General features: G+C 48.1%; 16 protein-coding genes and 8 tRNA genes. 1 reads left to right on the plus strand and 23 read right to left on the minus strand.

The window, feature by feature from the left end; all coding sequences use genetic code 11:
• Positions 1–22 precede the first annotated feature (22 nt).
• Entirely contained in the window at positions 23–574 is a 552-nt protein-coding gene (locus ACTRDR_RS08810; RefSeq protein ID WP_440527011.1) for a DJ-1 family glyoxalase III, read from the minus strand.
• Between the two features lie 234 nt (positions 575–808).
• Here ACTRDR_RS08810 and ACTRDR_RS08815 point away from each other — a divergent pair, with 234 nt between their 5' ends.
• Entirely contained in the window at positions 809–1,315 is a 507-nt protein-coding gene (locus tag ACTRDR_RS08815; protein WP_176863598.1) for a CYTH domain-containing protein, read from the plus strand.
• A gap of 44 nt (positions 1,316–1,359) precedes the next feature.
• Here ACTRDR_RS08815 and malQ read toward each other — a convergent pair whose 3' ends face one another.
• The 22 genes from malQ to ACTRDR_RS08925 all read right to left on the minus strand — a co-directional run bounded on the left by malQ (position 1,360) and on the right by ACTRDR_RS08925 (position 16,854).
• The gene (malQ, locus tag ACTRDR_RS08820) at positions 1,360–2,856 is read right to left on the minus strand and encodes a 4-alpha-glucanotransferase (protein ID WP_440527013.1); all 1,497 of its coding nucleotides are present in this window, start codon (positions 2,854–2,856) and stop codon (positions 1,360–1,362) included.
• A gap of 77 nt (positions 2,857–2,933) precedes the next feature.
• Positions 2,934–3,007, minus strand: a tRNA-Val gene (locus ACTRDR_RS08825).
• A 68-nt stretch (positions 3,008–3,075) separates the two neighbouring features.
• Positions 3,076–3,155: transfer RNA gene (locus ACTRDR_RS08830), tRNA-Leu, on the minus strand.
• Between the two features lie 53 nt (positions 3,156–3,208).
• The gene (locus tag ACTRDR_RS08835) at positions 3,209–4,579 is read right to left on the minus strand and encodes an MATE family efflux transporter (protein WP_440527015.1); all 1,371 of its coding nucleotides are present in this window, start codon (positions 4,577–4,579) and stop codon (positions 3,209–3,211) included.
• Between the two features lie 91 nt (positions 4,580–4,670).
• Positions 4,671–4,743, minus strand: a tRNA-Lys gene (locus ACTRDR_RS08840).
• A gap of 9 nt (positions 4,744–4,752) precedes the next feature.
• Positions 4,753–4,824, minus strand: a tRNA-Gln gene (locus tag ACTRDR_RS08845).
• A 49-nt stretch (positions 4,825–4,873) separates the two neighbouring features.
• Positions 4,874–4,947, minus strand: a tRNA-His gene (locus ACTRDR_RS08850).
• 41 nt (positions 4,948–4,988) lie between these two features.
• Positions 4,989–5,062, minus strand: a tRNA-Arg gene (locus ACTRDR_RS08855).
• Between the two features lie 118 nt (positions 5,063–5,180).
• Positions 5,181–5,255: transfer RNA gene (locus ACTRDR_RS08860), tRNA-Pro, on the minus strand.
• Positions 5,256–5,325: 70 nt separating this feature from the next.
• Positions 5,326–5,805 (minus strand): metallophosphoesterase family protein, encoded by a 480-nt coding sequence (locus ACTRDR_RS08865; protein ID WP_440527017.1) that lies wholly within the window; start codon positions 5,803–5,805, stop codon positions 5,326–5,328.
• A complete protein-coding gene (locus tag ACTRDR_RS08870; RefSeq protein ID WP_440527019.1) occupies positions 5,783–6,394 on the minus strand; it encodes an XTP/dITP diphosphatase in 612 nt (203 codons plus the stop codon). Before ACTRDR_RS08870 ends, ACTRDR_RS08865 begins: the two co-directional genes overlap by 23 nt.
• Positions 6,395–6,416: 22 nt before the next feature.
• A complete protein-coding gene (locus ACTRDR_RS08875; protein ID WP_440527020.1) occupies positions 6,417–7,487 on the minus strand; it encodes an N-acetylmuramoyl-L-alanine amidase family protein in 1,071 nt (356 codons plus the stop codon).
• 6 nt (positions 7,488–7,493) lie between these two features.
• The gene (locus ACTRDR_RS08880; RefSeq protein ID WP_176863624.1) at positions 7,494–8,645 is read right to left on the minus strand and encodes a THUMP domain-containing protein; all 1,152 of its coding nucleotides are present in this window, start codon (positions 8,643–8,645) and stop codon (positions 7,494–7,496) included.
• Positions 8,646–8,751: 106 nt separating this feature from the next.
• Entirely contained in the window at positions 8,752–8,916 is a 165-nt protein-coding gene (locus ACTRDR_RS08885) for a hypothetical protein (RefSeq protein WP_176863625.1), read from the minus strand.
• 275 nt (positions 8,917–9,191) lie between these two features.
• Entirely contained in the window at positions 9,192–9,686 is a 495-nt protein-coding gene (locus tag ACTRDR_RS08890) for an HAAS signaling domain-containing protein (RefSeq protein WP_176863627.1), read from the minus strand.
• A 140-nt stretch (positions 9,687–9,826) separates the two neighbouring features.
• Positions 9,827–9,900: transfer RNA gene (locus ACTRDR_RS08895), tRNA-Arg, on the minus strand.
• A 77-nt stretch (positions 9,901–9,977) separates the two neighbouring features.
• On the minus strand, positions 9,978–10,268 hold the full coding sequence (locus ACTRDR_RS08900) for a hypothetical protein (RefSeq protein ID WP_440527022.1): 291 nt from the start codon (positions 10,266–10,268) through the stop codon (positions 9,978–9,980).
• Positions 10,269–10,378: 110 nt separating this feature from the next.
• The gene (gene pyrF / locus ACTRDR_RS08905) at positions 10,379–11,305 is read right to left on the minus strand and encodes an orotidine-5'-phosphate decarboxylase (protein ID WP_440527024.1); all 927 of its coding nucleotides are present in this window, start codon (positions 11,303–11,305) and stop codon (positions 10,379–10,381) included.
• Between the two features lie 125 nt (positions 11,306–11,430).
• Positions 11,431–13,824, minus strand: coding sequence for a ribonucleoside triphosphate reductase (locus tag ACTRDR_RS08910; RefSeq protein WP_440527026.1), 2,394 nt, complete (start codon positions 13,822–13,824; stop codon positions 11,431–11,433).
• Positions 13,825–14,029: 205 nt separating this feature from the next.
• Positions 14,030–15,361: an MATE family efflux transporter gene (locus ACTRDR_RS08915; protein ID WP_440527027.1), complete on the minus strand. Its 1,332-nt coding sequence runs from the start codon at positions 15,359–15,361 to the stop codon at positions 14,030–14,032.
• A 152-nt stretch (positions 15,362–15,513) separates the two neighbouring features.
• Entirely contained in the window at positions 15,514–16,137 is a 624-nt protein-coding gene (locus ACTRDR_RS08920; protein WP_440527029.1) for a DUF4317 family protein, read from the minus strand.
• A gap of 99 nt (positions 16,138–16,236) precedes the next feature.
• Positions 16,237–16,854: a histidine phosphatase family protein gene (locus ACTRDR_RS08925; RefSeq protein WP_440527031.1), complete on the minus strand. Its 618-nt coding sequence runs from the start codon at positions 16,852–16,854 to the stop codon at positions 16,237–16,239.
• Positions 16,855–17,071: the final 217 nt, after the last annotated feature.

The following is a 17,071-nucleotide window of genomic DNA, read 5'->3' on the forward strand; positions in this document are numbered from 1 at the left end:
CTCTGTCCTTTCTCACACCTTTTTACGGCTGATATACAATGCCGTGTGCGCAGGCGTCCGCCTTATTCTGTCCGCAGAACACGCCTGCGATTGCCAGTCCAAAAGGAATGGAAGTTCCCATGCCTCTGGAAGTGATCACATTGCCGTCTACTTCTACCGGTCCCGCAGTCACTGCCGCACCTTCCAGATGGTCTTCGAAGCAGGGATAGGAGCAGGCTCTCTTCCCCTGTAAGATACCTCTGTGCCCGAAAATACTGGGTGCCGCACAGATTGCCGCGATGTATTTTCCCGTTTTGTAAAAAGCATCGACCTGCTGCATCAGTACTTCGCATGCCTCCAGATTCTTCGTACCCTGTCCGCCGCCGGGAAGCACCAGACAATCATATTCGTCAAAATCCACCTGAGGCAGTGTCATGTCCGCCGTCACCGGGATCTTATGGGAGCCCATCACTTGTCTGTTCTCAGTAATGGACACCATATCGATGGTCAGCCCGCATCTGCGGCAGATGTCCACCACCGTCAGGCCTTCTATTTCTTCAAAACCGTCTGCCAGAAAAATTGCTATCTTACTCATGGTTTTACCTCACTTTCCATTTCGTTTCCTGCCTCGTCTGCAAGTCATACCATCTGACTTTGCACAGTTATGATTAGTATACACAATTTGGAGGCGTAATTCAATTCCCACAGTCAGATATTTGCGTAAAAGGGGCAAACTGTTACAAATACATTGTATTTTCGAGAAATATCATGCTATACTAAAGAAGGCAGTATTTTTAAGTCCCAAATACAGAAACGAGGCATTTGCATCATGGAAATCGAGCGTAAATTTACCCTGAAATCCCTACCTGACAATCTGGAAAGTTATCCCTCTCATCACATCGAGCAGGTCTATCTGAATTATAACCCCGTCATCCGCGCCAGAAAACAGGATGATGAGTATTATCTTACCTACAAAGGAAGCGGTATGATGGCAAGAGATGAGAGCAATCTTCCACTGAATGAAGAATCTTATTATCACCTGAGGGAAAAAGCCGACGGCACCGTGATCTCCAAGAGGCGCTACCTGATCCCGCTAGAGCATCCCGGATTCAAGGAAGGCTTCCCCACACCGCCTGCGGACTATTCCCTGACTATCGAGCTGGACGTCTTCGATGCCCCCTTTGCCCCTCTGATCATGGCAGAGGTCGAATTCGGTAGCAAGGAAGCGGCAGAAGCGTTTGTTCCTCCCGCATGGTTCGATAAGGATGTGACTTATTGCAAGGAATACCACAATTCCTATCTGGCACTGGAACTACATCACGCACCGGAAGCATAGCATGTTAAAAACGCAATACGGAAGGCTTAACGCCTTCCGTATTTTTATAATCGTGCATATAATTTTGCCATTTTATAGATCTTCTTCGCAAGCTTCGGATCCAGTGCATCCTTATCCATGCGCCATTTCCAGTTGCATCCTAACGTGGAGGGAATATTGATCCTGGCACTGCCGTCCAGCTCCAGATAATCCTGCATAGGAATGATGGCCGTATCCGCACAGCTGGACAATGCCGCCCGGACGATCTCAAAGCACAGCTTTTTGTCATTCTTATGTCCCAGATACTTTTTCGCGAACTTCCGATCCTTCTCCGGCATGTTCTGTATAAATCCTACCGTAGTATCGTTGTCATGGGTTCCGGTATAGACCACGCAGTTTTTATCATAGTTATGGGGCAGATATTCACTGTCATTTCCCGCATCAAAAGCAAACTGTAAGATCTTCATTCCCGGGTAGCCTGTCTTCTTCACCAGTCGGATCACACTGGGGGTCAGGAATCCAAGATCTTCTGCGATGACCTTCTTTTTGCCCAGTTTCTTCTTCATCACAGCAAACAGTTCATAGCCCGGTCCCTTCTCCCAGTGACCGTTCTGTGCCGTAGGATCTCCGTAAGGCACAAACCAGTACTCGTCAAATCCCCGGAAATGGTCGATACGGAGTACATCGTATAGCTGATAGCAATATGCAATACGCTGCATCCACCATTCGTAACCGGTCTTCTTATGATATTTCCAATCATAGAGCGGATTGCCCCACAACTGTCCGGTCTCGGAGAAGCAGTCCGGCGGGCAGCCTGCCACACCGATGGGACGTCCTTCCTTATCTAACTGGAACAGCTTGGGATTCGCCCAGGTATCGGCACTGTCAAAAGCTACATAGATAGGAATATCTCCTACGATCTCGATGCCCTTTTTATTCGCATAAGCCTTCAGTTCTTTCCACTGTTTGGCAAACAGGTACTGCTGGAAGCAGTAAAATGTGATCTCATCTGAGAGCTTTTTGCGGTACTTGCGAAGTGCTGCCGCTTTTCTGAGACGGATGTCCTCATCCCATTCCATAAAGCAGACACCGCCGAAAGCATTTTTCACTGCCATATACAGAGTATAATCATCCAGCCAGTAAGCATTGTCCGTGATGAACTTCTGATACTCCTGGCTTTCCAGAAGTCCCTGTTTTTTCGCATTCTCAAATGCAATCTTCAGAACCTTGAACCGGGACAGGTAGATCTTCTCATAGTCCACGTAATGTTCATTGTCTCCGAAGTCATAGCTGTCACAGATCTCCTTCGTCAAAAGCTCTTCCTCGATCAGAAGCTCCAGATCGATATAGTAAGGATTCCCCGCAAAAGTGGAAAACGACTGATAGGGCGAGTCTCCGTACCCGGTAGGGCCTAACGGCAGGATCTGCCACAGTCTGTTGCCGGACTTCTCCAGAAAGTCCACAAAACGATAACTTTCTTTGCCGAAGGTTCCGATCCCGTACGTAGAAGGGATACTGGATATCGGCAGTAAAATTCCCTGTTTTCTTACGTTTTCTTTCATTGCTTTTGTATTCCTTTGATTTGATTAAAAAAATAACTATCCAGTACTTTGCCGTCGCTCTGAATAGTTACTAAAAATGGAAGCAAGGGGGCTCGAACCCCTGACCTTTCGCGTGTGAGGCGAACGCTCATCCCGGCTGAGCTATGCTTCCGGGTACTGCAGTATTCTTCTGCCATCCTTATTATAGCACCGGCATTTGGAATTGCAAGTACTAACAAATGCGGTTAGTGGGATTTGAACCCACACGGGTAACCACTGGCACCTAAAACCAGCGCGTCTGCCAATTCCGCCATAACCGCTTACGTGTCCACAAAAGAACACGCCTAATTATACTCTGCCACCCTTAAGCTTGTCAAGCATCCTGAACGGCTGTCTCTCCGATGTGACAGATGACTTTCCGATAGATTCTCACCAAGAAATACGATGTTAACAGCACACTGACAAGTTCCGCAATGGGAAATGCCCACCAGATCAGCGTCACATCACCGCTTAAGGATAAAAGCTTCGCCACGGGAAGCAGCACACACATCTGTCTTGCCACAGATACGATCATACTGTAAACACCGTTGCCCAACGCCTGGAATACGCTTCCCACCACAATACAGAAGCCGGCAAACACAAAGCTTAAGGAAATCGTCTCTAACGCCGGAACGCCGATGGCAATCAGGCTTTCCTCCGCGTCAAACATACGCATAAGCTGTGCCGGGAAAATATGCATTGCAAGTAATCCTACGAACATAATACCCACACCATATGCCACGCTGTGCTTAATCGTCTTAATGACACGGTCTCTGTGTCCGGCACCGTAATTGTAAGCGATGATGGGCACCATGCCGTTGTTCAGACCGAATACCGGCATGAATACAAAACTCTGCAGCTTGAAATAGATACCAAATACTGTCTGGGCAGAACCAAACGCCGCCAGGATCAGGTTCATTCCGTAAGTCATAAGGGAACCGATCGCCTGTACCACAATAGAGGGCGCACCTACCTTGTAGATCTGTCCGATGAGATGCGCATTCGGACGGAAGCCTTTCATGGAAAGATTCAGTTCCTTATTGAATTTCAGATTAAACACAAGTGCCATGGATGCCGCAATGATCTGTCCGATAACCGTAGCCACCGCTGCTCCGGCGATTCCCATCCGAGGCAGCCCGAAATATCCGAAGATCAGGATCGGATCCAGGATGATATTGATGATTGCACCGATTCCCTGCGTGATCATGGTGTAGATTGTCTTGCCGGTAGCCTGTAACAGTCTTTCAAATGTTGTCTGCAGGAAAATCCCCATCCCCGCCACACAACAGATGGTCAGATATGTCACTCCATACTCCCGTACTTCTAAGACATCCGTCTGGCTGGCAAAAAACGGTCTGCTAACTACTGCGCCGATCACTGCAAAAGCCACGTAACTTACAACAGCAATGAAAATGCCGTTTCTGGCAATAATGTTTGCTTTCTCAAAATTTTTCTCTCCCAGTGTTTTGGACAAAAAGGCGTTGATACCTACTGCCGTTCCCACTGCCACGGCGATCATCAGGCTCTGGACCGGGAAAGCCAGGGATACCGCACGCAGGGCATATTCGTTGATTCTGGAGACGAAGATGCTGTCTACGATATTGTACAGCGCCTGCACCAGCATGGAGATCATCATAGGCAGGGACATGGAGATCAGTAATTTATCAATGGGCATAACTCCCATTTTGTTTTCTTTGGTCTGCATAAAAGTGCTCCTTTCGCATAAAAAAAAGCCCCAAGCGGGGTTTTAAAGGATGTGGAAATGATGTATGTTATCAGGATGTCACAACACTTAGTGAGGCATGGGGGATTCGAACCCCCGACAACTTGATTAAAAGTCAAGTGCTCTACCGACTGAGCTAATACCCCATAATGAAACAGGGCTAGCTGGATTCGAACCAGCGAATGCAGCAGTCAAAGTGCTGTGCCTTACCGCTTGGCGATAGCCCTATAAATATGACACCAAGCGTGCCATTACGACACTTCACTAATGAAAAAAGGTGGATAAAGGGATTCGAACCCTTGGCCTCCAGAGCCACAATCTGGCGCGCTAACCAACTGCGCTATACCCACCATGCGAGACAGTGATGACCAAAAGTCTTCCTTATCTCAAATGTGCTCGAAGGGATTCGAACCCCCGACCCACGGCTTAGAAGGCCGTTGCTCTATCCAGCTGAGCTACGAACACATATCTGTCGTTAACTGCATTAGCAAACCGACGAAGCATATTGTAACTTATCCGACATCATTTGTCAACAGTTTTGTACTAATTTTTTGAAAAATAAACACAAAACCTAAGTTACGCATCGGGGTGACAGGATTCGAACCTGCGACCCCCTGGTCCCAAACCAGGTGCTCTAGCCAAGCTGAGCCACACCCCGAGGCTGCGTTGCGGACTCCCGCAACGCAGGAGTTATTATAACCTAGAATTTTTCTCTCTGTCAAGAGGAATTATCGCAGATAGGCAATGGTAAAATGTACTTTTTCCTGCCTGTCGATCTCCATGATGGCATAGGACGGCAGGCGCCCCTCCTGTCTCGGATAAGAGAGGCTGCCGGGATTCACGGCAATAATGTCATCATCGATATCGATCACCGGGCGATGGGTATGTCCATACAGCACGATATCCACACCGCGGTCAATGGCTTCTTTTTTAATCGTCTCATTGCCCATGGATACATAATAGTTGTGTCCGTGAGTCACCCAGACCTTATAAGGACCGATATCCAGCGTGATCTCTCTGGGAAGATTTGAGAAGAAATCGTTATTCCCAAGGACAATATACACCGGGCATTCTGCCGCGGAGGACAGCGCATATTCGCTGCCTTCCGCATCCCCACAGTGGATCACCATATCCGGGTGATGCATTTCCAACACTTTAAAGTAATTCTCATTCTTTTTATGGGTATCACTTACGATCAATATCTTCATATTTCTTCAGTTCCTCTTTCATCAGCTGCAATGCCTTGCCTCTATGGCTGACCTGATTCTTCTCTTCTTCTGTTAATTCTGCTGTCGTCTTATCAAACCGGGGCACATAGAAAATAGGATCATAGCCGAAGCCGTTTGCTCCCTTTTCCTCATAGCCGATCCTTCCCTCTATGGTGGCTAACGTGGTCAGTTCCCGCCCGTCGGGCAATACAGCCGCGATGGCACAGACAAATCTTGCGGTACGCTCTTCGTCCGGCACACCTTCCAACCTGTTTATCAGATTCGCGTTTTTCACAGAATACGGGGTATCTTCCCCCAGATATCTGGCGGAATAGATGCCCGGCTCCTTGTTCAGATAATCGATCTCCAGTCCGGAATCGTCCGCCATCACGATATCTTTCGTAAAGGCAGCCACCGCACGGGCTTTGATCAACGCATTTTCCTCATAGGACTGTCCGTTTTCCTCAATGTCTACCCGGATTCCCGCATCTTTCATGGATACCACTTCCATTCCGGTATCTTCCATGATCATACGGATCTCTTTGATTTTGCCGGCATTGCCGGTTGCAAATACGATTCTTCCCTGCATTTTATACTCCTTACCGTATTTATCATTGCGTATTAGTATAAACCTCGTTGATGGCTTCCGCAATACCTTCCACCAGCTTTTTTTGGTAACTGTCCTGCTCTAACAGCTGTCTCTCATTGCTGTTCGTTACGTAGCCGAGCGAAATTCTGGCCGCCGGGATCGTCAGATCCCACAATACATCTCCATCGGCTGCGGGAACAACTCCCACCGCCCGGTTGCTGGCAGCCACTGTGACCTGCCTTGCCACACAATCTGCCCACTGAAGATTTCCGAACTCCGGAATATAATATTCATCGTTATACTCCGCGCAGATTCCGTAGACAGCCTCATTCTCCGGATCCGCAGACAGCCCGATCTCCAGATAGAGATCCGCTCCTACCCAGTCTGCGAACATCCTCCGGGCTTCCTTGGATACCTCCGTATCCTCCGAGCGGGTGAGATACACTTTTACTTTCTGATCTTCCATCAGCTGTGCCGTCTGTTTTGCCACCTTAAGAGCGATGTCCTTTTCCTGGCAGCCGGAAGCCGTAACACCTCTGTTGCTGCCACCTCCTGCCGGATCCAGTACCACGATCCTGTCATAGAGTTCCTTCGGCATCACATAATCAATTCGTAACACTCCCTCTTCCAGAGTACTGTGATATTCCAACACATCCTTCATTGTCAGCCGCAGCAATACACCTTCATTCCGGGACTCGCAGATTCCTTTTTCCACAAGTGTCAGATCTCCCGTGATTTTATGTTCCTTATAGAAGGTCTTCCTGCCGGTCTGTATGTAGACCCAGAGTTCCTTTTCCATATAATGGTTCTCTACTACTACATTCTCCGCCTTGGTTCCTGCTTCTAACGGAATACAGATCTGCCTGTCAGCCACATGGTCTGTCATCATGGGCAGCTGCATCTCTCCGTTTTCACCGGTACGATATTCCGGGACAATCTCTCCCTGTTCCTGTCCTCTGGCGGATATGACCACTGTCTTATGTGCTGCCACATGCAACATTCCCCCCATAGACACGGCACCTAACACAAGCCACAGGATCAGTGTCAGTGTCATATTTTGTTTTTGATCTCTGATTTGCAGTCGTTTTTTCATGGAAGGCTATACTTCTCTTCTCTTCGGCGGCTTCGGTCCTAAGAACTGATAATAATAGGTCTTCATCATTCCATTATAAATCTTGCGGTTTTTATCCGCTTTTCTTCCGATATCCTTCTCCGCCTGCTCGTATGCGGTGATCAGATACATACTCCAGGAATCCAGTTCCCGGAATCTCTCACCGATGGTGCGGTACAACTGCGGCATCTGGCTCTTATCCTGCAGACGCTCTCCATAAGGCGGGTTCGTAATAATAAAACCGTATTTCTTCGGGTGATGGAGTTCCTCCACGCCCCTGCGTTGGAAATGGATCAGCTTATCCACTCCCGCAAGTCTCGCGTTCTCTCTGGCAATCTTCACCATATCCTCATCAATATCGTATCCCTGAATATCTGTCTCCACCGACAGATCCACCATCTCTTCCGCTTCATCGGAAGCGTCATACCACACCTTTTTACCCACAATATGCGGCCAGTCCTCCGCCGTAAAACTACGGTTCCTGCCGGGAGCCATGTTGGCTGCCATCATAGCTGCCTCTATGGGGAATGTTCCGCTTCCGCAAAAAGGATCCACCAGAATCCTGCCGGCATTCCAGGGGGTCAGCAGGATCAGGGACGCTGCCAGATTCTCCGCAATGGGAGCCTTCGCCGTAAGCTTCCGGTAACCTCTCTTGTGCAGGGATTCTCCGGTGCTGTCCAGTCCCACCGTCACTTCATCCTTCATCAAAAATACACGGATAGGAAAAGAAGCGCCATCCTCCGGGAACCAGGAAATATCATACTGACTTTTCAGGCGGTCTACCATTGCCTTTTTCATTATAGACTGGATATCCGAGGGACTGAACAGCTTGGACTTCACACTTGCGGCCTTCGCCACCCAGAACTTTCCGTCCTTCGGAATATACTCTTCCCAGGGAAGATTCTTGGTTCCCTGGAACAGTTCTTCAAAAGTCTCGGCATGAAAACTTCCCACCTTGATCAGAATACGCTCTGCTGTCCGCAGGAAAATATTGGCTCTGCACAGAGCTTCTTCATCTCCGTAAAAAGTGACCCTGCCGTCCGCCACTTCCGTAATATCATAACCGAGATCCGTGATCTCTCTCTTAAGCACCGATTCCATGCCGAAATGGCAGGGGGCGATCAATTCAAAACGTCTCATTCATTCCTCCGTATCTCATCAGACATAAAATCATTATATATGCATTCCAAAAATATGTAAATAGGGGCGTTCCTGCGAACGCCCCTGACTTCTTATGCACAAAAAACTAGCAGTACTTGTTCTGCTCCTTATTCTCGCTCTGGTCCTTGTTCTGGTTCTTACTCTGATTCTTGCTCTGATTCTTACTGTTCTGCTTATTCTGAGAGTTCTGATTCTCACCATAAGCGTTACTGTACTTGTTCTCGTTGTTCTGATCGTAATTATTAGACATATCTGTGACCTCCTGATCGGAATTATTTTAAGTTACAGGAGTAGTATGTCTTTTTTGCAGAAATTTATGCTATTTTATTTTTTGGTACTTTAGAACTAAATTTCCTCTTGCTTTTTTGTGACGTTAGTACTATAATAAGATTCGTAGATAGAAACCCCTTCATGATTCTATTTGCACCCTTATGTATTATTTATACTCCCCTCAAGAAAGCCACCAGCTTCCCCCTGGTGGCTTTTACGTGGTAATTAACTCTATTCAGAGCCGTTAAATAGTTACTAGTTGAGCCAGTCGCGGAACAACTTCACTAAAAACAACACTACCATAATAGGAACCAATACCGGTGCCAAAAATGACAATACAGAAAATACCGCACTGAAGATCAGCACTACCACCAGAATTCCAAGAATCACCCACACCCAGGCAGGAAGCTTTACAAGTACATCTGCCACCTTATTCCGGTGGGAACCGTCATTTCCATCCTCTGTATAACTGCGATGTAGATTCGGTCCTGCTGCCTCTCTATACTCTCCGTTGCCATAGACGGTGTTCCGGTATCCGGAATATTCGTCTCCGCCATTGGTCTGGATGATCGTACGGGCGATCAGCCGCGGATCTCCCAGGCTCTCTAAGACTTCCTCTTCCGTACGCCCCTTACGGATCTCCGTATTTATATAATCTTCGTAATAATTTACATTGTCCATGACCAGCCCCGGGGACACTCGTCCGTTCAGTGCCATCCGCAGTCGATCCACAAATTCCTGTTTATTCATATTTGCTCGATTCCTTCCGTTTGCACCATCATTTTAGCATGACATAAGTACTACGTAAATATACGGACTGGGAAGTATTTCTAAAACTTTTCTAAAATGAGATACAAAAACCCCGGAGACATCATCTCCGGGGCCTTAGATGTACGTGACAGGATTCGAACCCACGACCTTCTGGTCCGTAGCCAGACGCTCTATCCAGCTGAGCTACACGTACATTTACAGGTTTTCGCCTGCAACAGTATGTATTTTAACTGCTGCAGGTGAAAATGTCAATAGAATTTTTTAATTTTTTCAAACAATTTTATTTTCTGCCGGTTTTTCTGCTGCAGGTACGACTTTCGCATCATACTTTTCCAGAATAGCCTGCTTGAACTCTTCGTAATTATCCTCATCATCGTAGCAGGCGTATTCAATCTCCAGCGGTTCCTCCGTCTTCATCAGAAGCATTCCCAAAAGAGACTTCGCATCCATTGCGGTCTTCTGAATACGGATATCGATCGCATCATCGAATTCATTGCAGGTATCCACAAAATGTCTGATTTCATCCTCCGAATGGAAGGTAATATATAGTTTTTCTCTCATCCTTCGTTCTCCCATCTGTCCGCTTGCGGACACCCCATACCTTTGTATATTATGCCGTCAAACACATAAGCCTATCCCCACGCGCCGGTCAAACGTGGACATGCGCGTCTTTAGCGTGCTGCCAGTGCCTGTGCGATATCCTCACGCATATCCAGTACGGCCGCGCGGGAAGCATCTGCATAATTCTGCTCACCGAACTGTGCATACTTCTCCTGCTGATATGCGGCAATGATGCCACGGGAGGAGTTGATGATGGCACCCAGTCCGTCTTCGTTGAAGAAGTGTACCAGATCTGCACCCTTACCGCCCTGTGCACCGTAACCGGGCACCAGGATAAATGCCTTGGGCATTACCTTACGAAGCACTTTGCCCTGCTCAGGATAGGTTGCGCCTACCACAGCACCTACATAGCTGTAAGAATCGCCCATGCAGTCAGCTCCCCAGGCTGCTACCTTTTCTCCCACCAGTTCATACAGCGGTCTGCCGCCCACCAACTGATCCTGGAACTCGCCGCTGCTGGGATTGGAAGTCTTCACCAGTACGAAAATGCCCTTTTTCTCTTCCTTACAGATCTTCACAAAAGGATTCACGCCGTCGGAGCCCAGATAAGGGTTTACAGTCACGAAATCCTCATCAAAACCGTAATAGCTCTTGCTGCCTACCTGTACTTTGCCCAGATGTCCGACTGCGTATGCCTCGGAAGTGGATCCGATATCACCGCGCTTGATATCTCCGATGACGATCAGACCTTTTTCTTTACAATAATCCACAGTCTTTTTAAATGCCACCATACCGGGAATGCCAAACTGCTCATACATTGCCACCTGAGGCTTCACAGCCGGTACCAGATCATAAATTGCATCCACAATACCCTTGTTATACTGCCAGATTGCTTCTGCGGCACCTTCCAGGGTCTCACCATACTCAGCGAAAGCCGCCTTTTTAATATATTCCGGCACGAATTTCATCATAGGATCCAGTCCTACCACGATCGGTGCGTTGGTTTCTTTGATTCGAGCGATCAGTTTGTTGATCATATTTCCTCCATTCTGCAATCATTTTCGTTGCATTTTATTCTCAATTGTGTAAATTACCCTCTGCGGTGTATCTGTAATGACCGCAGAAAAGGCACCGCCTTCGGGCGATGCCTCATGACCTGTTTCTATTCTACCCCAACTAATGTCAGTTGGTCAACGTACTTCTTGATATTTGAAGCATTTACATACTTTTTATGACTGTCGCCGTTTACTACCACCAGTGTCGGTGCCTGCATTACGCCATAACGTCTTGCCAGTTCCATGTTCTCCTCCGCATCGATGGTCACGTAGGACACATTTTTCAAATATTCCTTCACCAGCTTGCAGTTCGGGCAGGTCTTGGTCGTGAACAGATACTTGATATCCTGCGGCTGCTCCACCTTCACTTCCACGTCCTCTGCAAAATTGGACAACGTTACCACACTTCTGGTGGGACGTTTTAAAGAAGAATGGACAATGTCATACTCCGTTCTGTTGGCATATTCCTGTAACTTACCATCATTCCAGTTCTGCACCGGACGATAGTAACCGGTGATGCGGCTGTACACCTCGGTCTTCGCCCCACAATGAGGACATACCTTCACCTCTCCAGCCAGATAACCGTGTTCCTTACAGATGGAATAGGTCGGCGACAGCGTATAGTATGGCAGCTTGTAATTAGAAGCGATAGTCCGCACCAGGGAAGCCGCTGCTTTCCAATCGGGAAGCTTCTCTCCCAGGAACGCATGGAACACCGTACCTGAAGTATACAGGGTCTGCAATTCATCCTGAATATCCAGTGCATCGAAAATATCCACAGTATAGTCCACCGGCAGATGGGAAGAGTTCGTATAGTAAGGAGTATCTCCGGGCTTTCCTGCCGTCTTGATACCGGGCCAGCGCTTTCTGTCGTGCTTGGCCAGACGGTATGTGGTACTCTCCGCAGGAGTCGCTTCCAGATTGTAAAGGTCTCCGTACTGCTCCTGATAATCCGACAGGCGCTCTCTCATATGATTCAGTACTTCCTTGGTAAACTCCTGAGTTCTCGGATCGCTCATATCCGCTCTCAGCCAGTTGGCATTTAGGCCCACCTCGTTCATGCCGATCAGACCAATGGTGGAAAAATGATTCTCAAAAGTGCCCAGATACCTCTTTGTATAAGGATACAGTCCCTCATTTAACAGCTTTGTAATGACACCACGCTTGATCTTCAGGGATCTCGCAGCAATATCCATCATATGATTCAGTCTTGCGTAGAATTCGTCCTTATTGGCAGACAGGTATGCGATCCTGGGCATATTGATGGTGACAACGCCAACGCTTCCGGTGCTTTCACCGGAGCCGAAGAATCCTCCGGTCTTCTTACGCAGTTCCCGCAGGTCCAGACGCAGTCTGCAGCACATACTGCGGACATCGCTGGGCTGCATGTCGGAATTGATATAGTTGGAAAAATATGGCGTACCGTATTTTGCGGTCATTTCGAATAACAGTCTGTTGTTCTCGGTATCGGACCAGTCAAAATCCTTCGTGATGGAATAAGTAGGAATCGGATACTGGAAACCGCGGCCATTGGAGTCACCCTCGATCATGGTCTCGATGAATGCCTTGTTTACCATGTCCATTTCCTTTTTACAATCCTTGTATTTGAAATCCATCTCCACGCCGCCTACCAGCGCCGGCAACTCTGCCAGATCATCGGGCACCGTCCAGTCCAGTGTAATATTGGAGAAAGGAGCCTGCGTACCCCAGCGGCTGGGTGTATTAACACCGTAAATAAATGCTTCGATGCATTTTTTCACTTCAGGATAACTTAAATGATCTACTTTTACAAAAGGGGCAAGGTAGGTATCAAAAGAGGAAAAAGCCTGTGCTCCTGCCCATTCGTTCTGCATGATTCCTAAGAAGTTCACCATCTGGTTGCACAGTACAGATAAGTGTCTCGCCGGAGCAGAAGTGATCTTGCCGGTGATGCCGCCCAGTCCTTCCTTGATCAGCTGCTTTAAGGACCATCCCGCGCAGTAACCGGTCAGCATGGACAGATCATGGATATGGATATCCGCATTGCGGTGTGCCTCGGCAATCTCTTCGTCGTAGATTTCGGACAGCCAGTAGTTCGCCGTTACCGCACCGGAATTGCTTAAGATCAGACCACCTACGGAATAAGTCACCGTGGAGTTCTCCTTCACTCGCCAGTCCTCGACTTTGACATAGCTGTTGACCACATCCTTGTAGTCTAAGATTGTGGACTTCATGGCACGCATCTTCTCCCGCTGCTTGCGATACAGAATATACGCCTTCGCTACTTCTTCATAGCCCGCCTGTCCCAACACACGCTCCACGCTGTCCTGGATATCTTCTACGTGGATCTCATCATTTTCCACCTTTTTCTGGAAATCCGCGGTCACCCGTAACGCAAGAAGATCAATGATGTCGTTATTATAGCTCATCTGCGTCGCAGTAAAAGCCTTCATAATGGCATCATTGATCTTCGTCAGTGTAAAATCTGCTTTGGAACCATCTCGTTTGATTACCTGAAACATCTTGTGTACCCCCTTAATCTCATGTCCCCATGGCTTACGCCCATAAAACCTATCACCATCCATTCTACAACACTTTGTGGGGGAAGTCAATTAAAGGATACTAGATATTGTGTATACATCAGTTCACCCGTCGATTTGTGCCAAGACGGCTTTACGCTTGCGTAAGGAGCCGGCTCTGTGCAAATCGACGAGGGGAGCGCCCGCTTTACGCCCTCTTCCACACTCTGTGGTACAGCACATACGCCACCACCGCGGTCACGCTCTCCGTGCAGACAAACGCCCACCATACACCGGTGACACCGATGATGCGGCTTAAGACAAATGCCGCAGGGATGACCACCGCCACATAACGCATCACGGAGATCACCAGGGAAGCCATCCCCTGTCCCAGTGCCTCCAGGGCTCCGGAGCTGGTCACCGACACAGCGGACAGAATAAAGCCCAGGCTGATGATGTGCAGTGCCGTGATACCGATGGTGATGGTCTCCGGATTCTCGGTAAACAGCCCGATCAGTCCTCCGGGGATCAGCCAGCACAGCGTCGTACCGGCAGCCATGATCCCTGCGGTCAGTTCCAAGGTCAGACGGTAGATCTGCTCCACACGCTTTCTCTCACCGGCACCGTAATTATAGCCGATCAAGGGGCGGATGCCCTGAATGATACCGTTGGAAGGCAGGTAAATAAAGGTCTGTAACTTATAATAAACACCCAGCACCAGCACATATCCCTGGGAATATGCTGCCAGAATGCTGTTCAATGCGGAGATCAGCAGAGAAGGCAGTGCCATATTCAGGGTCGCCGGAATACCGATACCGTAAGTCTTGCCGCAGATTTCCCCTTCCGGACGCAGATATTTTTTATGAAGCTTCACCGGCAAAGGATCCGCCACATAATAGATGAGATATACCAGTAACGTGATCACCTGTCCGATGCCGGTGGCAAGCGCCGCTCCGGCGATCTCCATCCGGGGAAAAGGTCCAATGCCGAAGATCAGCAGCGGATCCAATACAATATTCGTGACAAATCCGGCGATCATGCTGACCATGGTAGCCCGCATCCTGCCTACCGCCTGGAATATTTTTTCCAGTGTGATACCTCCGGTCACAATAGTGGAGAACAAAAATACCACATTGGAATATTCCATGCCAAGTGCCCGCACCGTATCACTCTTCGTAAACATTCCCAGAAATAATTTCATTCCGCCTAGGAAAAAAAACATGAGCAATGCACCGTGCAATACTCCCAGCACCATGCCCTGGGTTGCCGTCTTATCCGCTTTTTCCTGATTCTGTGCTCCAAGATAAAAAGAGATCATGGCATTGACCCCCACCCCGAAGCCCACCGCCACAGCAGTCAGCAGATTCTGTGCAGGGTAAACGAGGGACAGGGCGGTCATGGCATCCTCGCTGAGCTTTGCCACGAAATAACTGTCCACAATATTATAGAGGGAGTTAAATGCCATGGACAGCATCATGGGAAGTGCCATGGACATAACTAACAGGAATATCTTTTTTTCTTTCATGTATGTCTGATTCATTTTCTGCTCCTTATACAACAAACGCCACACAACATTTCTGCTGTGTGGCGAAAATAAGATCAAAATCTTGAAAAATCCACTGCCCTTACGGGTTTTGTAATCGGTGATTTACTTTGTTCCAGCGCGTATTATAGGGAAAAAATCTTTTTCTGTCAAGCCAAAACGCCTAAAATTTCAGCAAACAGGTGTGAACCTTCCTCCGACTGATAGATATTAATACCGTCAATATCTGTGCTGTGGTTGGCAAATGCAGGATATAAAAACCCCGCTTCCGGTCTCCCGACCTCATAGTCTCCCGTGACCGGACCGATGGTAGCGATCAGGAACTGATAGACCTCCTCGGATTCCCACTGATTCTCCTTATCTTTGCCCTTGGTAGGCACATCATAGCTGCCGAAGAAAAGATAGATGGCATAAGGATAGCCCGGTTGGTATCTCTCTCCAATATATTCATAAAGGGAGTACAATAATGCATCATTTTTTAATTCGCACTGGCGCAGGGCTTCCAACAGCTGTATTACGCCGCCGGGTCTCCTGGCTCCCAGGTCCAGACGATAGTTCTTCAGATTCACATTGGTATTGGAATAGGGAACGGTCTTGGCGATATTCAGATTCTTCTCCTTCTCGCTTCCGGATAATTTCAGGAAATGCGTATTGAAGGTACCGTCAATAAATCCCTCTTCATCCATGTACGCTCCGGCAATGCGGGAAAAGCAGCTGCGTGACACAGTCATTCTCCTGGTCAGTTCCAACATATCTTCTCTGTCTATATGCATTCTTAGTATCTCACCTTTCCATCATGGTAACTATTCAGAGCCATAAAAAACCGCGTTCTGTGAAGATATCCGATGTAGTTTTTTCATATTGGACTTTCTTCACAGCAGTCTGCTCTTCGTATTGGCACTCTTGCTATCCGTATATTCCAGCATGGACAACTTTCCATCTGTACAGTCGAGAATCGCGGTAGCGCAGTTTCCCATATGCATTCGCCAGAAATCATCCACAGGAATATTCAGAACGGGATTCAATATACTGCGGTTCACTCCTCCGTGAGCCACCACCAGCACAGTCTCATATGTACCTTCTAATGGCAGCAATACCTGATCTACGAATTCACCGCTTCTTTTATACAGTTGTGCAAAACTCTCCGCTCCCGCGGGGGGAACGTAGCTGCCCGGGTTGGTAAAAGGCTGGCTGGCAGCATCCTTGATCGTCCGGATGTCCACGCCCTCCCAGGGTCCGAAATTCAGTTCTCTGAGTCTTTCGTCTGCAGTGAGGGTGATCTTCCGGTCTCCTATGATGGTCTCTGCCGTGCGCTTTGCCCGGATCAGTGGTGAACAAAATGCAATTTCAAACGGGACCTCTTTTAACCGCTCCGCCGCCTCGTGGGCCTGCTCCAATCCTTGGGCATTAAGCGCAATATCCGTCTGCCCCTGCAAAAGTCCTGCCTGATTCCAGTCCGTCTCCCCGTGTCTTACCAAGTAGATCTTCATATGTCTGTATCCTCATTCTTGTCGTAACTTACTTTTTTCTGTCTGATTTTGTCTCTTACACCGTTATCCACAGTAGTCTGTTTCAAAATACTACGATTTCCACCATTCTGTCAACCTAACTTGAGAGTTAGTGAAATAGTTGTTCTAAAATCCACGCAGAATGGGCTGCCCGCCCCGGACTCGGATGCTAGCTACAACTGTGGATTTTCTAAAGGAA

It is taken from the genome of Simiaoa sp. (assembly GCF_051972595.1).
Taxonomy (GTDB): domain Bacteria; phylum Bacillota; class Clostridia; order Lachnospirales; family Lachnospiraceae; genus Acetatifactor; species Acetatifactor hominis.

Coding starts and splice junctions, on each gene's coding strand:
- ACTRDR_RS08810 (WP_440527011.1), bottom strand. CDS start 574: ATGAGTAAGATAGCAATTTTTCTGGCAGACGGTTTTGAAGAAATAGAA.
- ACTRDR_RS08815 (WP_176863598.1), top strand. CDS start 809: ATGGAAATCGAGCGTAAATTTACCCTGAAATCCCTACCTGACAATCTG.
- malQ (WP_440527013.1), bottom strand. CDS start 2,856: ATGAAAGAAAACGTAAGAAAACAGGGAATTTTACTGCCGATATCCAGT.
- ACTRDR_RS08835 (WP_440527015.1), bottom strand. CDS start 4,579: ATGCAGACCAAAGAAAACAAAATGGGAGTTATGCCCATTGATAAATTA.
- ACTRDR_RS08865 (WP_440527017.1), bottom strand. CDS start 5,805: ATGAAGATATTGATCGTAAGTGATACCCATAAAAAGAATGAGAATTAC.
- ACTRDR_RS08870 (WP_440527019.1), bottom strand. CDS start 6,394: ATGCAGGGAAGAATCGTATTTGCAACCGGCAATGCCGGCAAAATCAAA.
- ACTRDR_RS08875 (WP_440527020.1), bottom strand. CDS start 7,487: ATGAAAAAACGACTGCAAATCAGAGATCAAAAACAAAATATGACACTG.
- ACTRDR_RS08880 (WP_176863624.1), bottom strand. CDS start 8,645: ATGAGACGTTTTGAATTGATCGCCCCCTGCCATTTCGGCATGGAATCG.
- ACTRDR_RS08885 (WP_176863625.1), bottom strand. CDS start 8,916: ATGTCTAATAATTACGATCAGAACAACGAGAACAAGTACAGTAACGCT.
- ACTRDR_RS08890 (WP_176863627.1), bottom strand. CDS start 9,686: ATGAATAAACAGGAATTTGTGGATCGACTGCGGATGGCACTGAACGGA.
- ACTRDR_RS08900 (WP_440527022.1), bottom strand. CDS start 10,268: ATGAGAGAAAAACTATATATTACCTTCCATTCGGAGGATGAAATCAGA.
- pyrF (WP_440527024.1), bottom strand. CDS start 11,305: ATGATCAACAAACTGATCGCTCGAATCAAAGAAACCAACGCACCGATC.
- ACTRDR_RS08910 (WP_440527026.1), bottom strand. CDS start 13,824: ATGTTTCAGGTAATCAAACGAGATGGTTCCAAAGCAGATTTTACACTG.
- ACTRDR_RS08915 (WP_440527027.1), bottom strand. CDS start 15,361: ATGAATCAGACATACATGAAAGAAAAAAAGATATTCCTGTTAGTTATG.
- ACTRDR_RS08920 (WP_440527029.1), bottom strand. CDS start 16,137: ATGCATATAGACAGAGAAGATATGTTGGAACTGACCAGGAGAATGACT.
- ACTRDR_RS08925 (WP_440527031.1), bottom strand. CDS start 16,854: ATGAAGATCTACTTGGTAAGACACGGGGAGACGGACTGGAATCAGGCA.